Raw genomic sequence first — 1840 nt, 5'->3', positions numbered from 1 at the left:
CGGCACGGCGGTCGCCTCGTCCACGGCGAAGCGGAGTTCGACCGCCGTGCCGGCCGCCGCGTCGGCGGCCCCGTCGTCCGCGCCCAGGCGCTCCGCCGCCACGCGCCTCGTCTCCTCGCGGGCCGCCTCGCGTTCGGACTGCTTGCGCTCCCAGCGGCGCGGCATCGCGTCGCGCTTGCGGTTCGAGCCCCGTCCGTGCCTGCCCTGGTACGACATCGCGTCAGAACCCCGAGTAGATGAACGCCGCCGGCCCCTCGGGGCCGAGCACGGACACGACGAAGATCACGGCCGCGAGCGCGAGCCCCTGCCACGCCGGCTGGATGCGGCCGAACGTCGCGCGGGCGCGCTCGCGCCAGTCCTCGGGCACGAACTGCACGCCGATCGTCAGTGCGATGAGCGCCCACACCGGCCACGGGACGCGCACGGTCCCCAGCGACCCGAACGCGAAGAGGCGCCCGAGCACCGCGAAGGCGCCCGAGACCGAGTCGGCGCGGAAGAACACCCACGCGAACGTGACGAAGCCGAACGTGAGCAGCCACGCGAGCGGGGCGAACATCGGCCGCGCATCAGGGCCGCGGTACTCCTTGTAGAGCCGCTCGGCCGCCTGTCCGAGGCCGTGCAGCAGGCCCCAGATCACGAACGCCCACCCCGCGCCGTGCCACAGGCCGCCGAGCACCATCGTCACGACGAGGTTCACGTAGGTGCGCGCATGACCCTTCCGGTTGCCGCCGAGCGGGATGTAGAGGTAGTCGCGCAGGAAGTTCGACAGCGTGATGTGCCACTTCCGCCAGAACCGCTGGAGGCTGGCGGCCGAGTACGGCTGGGCGAAGTTCTGCGGCAGCTTGATGCCGAGCAGCAGCGCGATGCCGATGGCCATGTCGGTGTAACCCGAGAAGTCGCAGTAGATCTGCACCGAGTAGCCGAGGATCCCCGCGAGCGTCTCGACCGGCGAGTACAGGGCCGGCGTCGCGAACACCCCGTCGACGATGGTGCGCGCGAGGTAGTCGGCCACGAGCATCTTCTTCGCGAGCCCGCCGGCGATGAGCAGGAACGCCTGCGCGGCCATGACGTTGCGCGGGTCGCGCCGCTCCTGCAGCTGGGGCACGATCTCGCCGAGGCGCACCACCGGCCCCGCCGCCACGTACGGGAAGAACATCGTGAACACGGCGTAGTCGAGCACGCCGGGCGCCTCGGCGTCCCCACGGTAGACGTCGACCGCGGCGGCGATGCCCCGGAACGCGAGGAACGACAGGCCGACCGGCAGGACGATCTCGCCGACACCCCACGGCAGGTGCACGCCGACGGCGCCGAGCGCGGTCACCACCGTGCCGACGAAGAAGCCCGCGTACTTGAAGTACGCCAGCAGGCCGAGGTGCGCCGCTATCGACAGCGTCGCCAGGACCGCTCCGAGCCAGCTGCGCCTCCCGCGGCCGACGCCCAGCAGCAGCAGCCACCCCACCAGCGTGACGGCCGCGGCGCCGACGGCGAACCGCACGTCGAAGAAGGCGTAGAAGACGTAGCTCGCCGCCAGCATGAACAGCCGCCACGAGGTGCGCCCGGGGCACAGCAGCCACCCTCCCGCGAACGCCAGGAGGAAGAAGATGACGAACTCAGCTGTCGGGAAGAGCATCCACGCCGTCCCCCGCTAGCGGTCGCGCCGCGCAGCTGCGCGGCACGTCCCATGCGCATTCTAGACGCTCACCCCGCCGGGAGGCGACGGCACGCGGGCACGCGGAGCAGCGAGCGGCCGGTCAGCGGTGGTACGGCTCGCCTCTGGCGATGCGCGCAGCGCGGTAGACCTGCTCGAACAGCACCACGCGCGCCAGTTGGTGCGGCAGCG

General features: G+C 72.0%; 2 protein-coding genes (1 of these 2 cut by a window edge). Both read right to left on the bottom strand.

The genetic code is table 11. The annotated features are described in order from the left end of the window. Nucleotides 1–220: 220 nt before the first annotated feature. The gene (locus FDZ70_04675; protein ID TLM78044.1) at nucleotides 221–1630 is read right to left on the bottom strand and encodes an MBOAT family protein; all 1410 of its coding nucleotides are present in this window, start codon (nucleotides 1628–1630) and stop codon (nucleotides 221–223) included. Nucleotides 1631–1690: 60 nt separating this feature from the next. Beyond that, nucleotides 1691–1840 carry the end of a 23S rRNA (pseudouridine(1915)-N(3))-methyltransferase RlmH gene (locus tag FDZ70_04670; GenBank protein TLM78043.1) on the bottom strand. The gene runs 324 nt beyond the window's last position, so the window shows 150 of its 474 coding nt (coding positions 325–474); its start codon lies beyond the right edge, outside the window — the gene reads right to left on this strand; its stop codon occupies nucleotides 1691–1693.

The organism is Actinomycetota bacterium, assembly GCA_005774595.1.
Taxonomy (GTDB): Bacteria; Actinomycetota; Coriobacteriia; order Anaerosomatales; family D1FN1-002; genus D1FN1-002.
Note: the sequence above shows the minus strand (reverse complement) of the source record. Positions and strands in the feature narration are given on the sequence as shown.

Excerpts from the sequence above, each read along its gene's own strand:
- FDZ70_04675 (TLM78044.1), bottom strand. The coding sequence starts at position 1,630 with ATGCTCTTCCCGACAGCTGAGTTCGTCATCTTCTTCCTCCTGGCGTTC.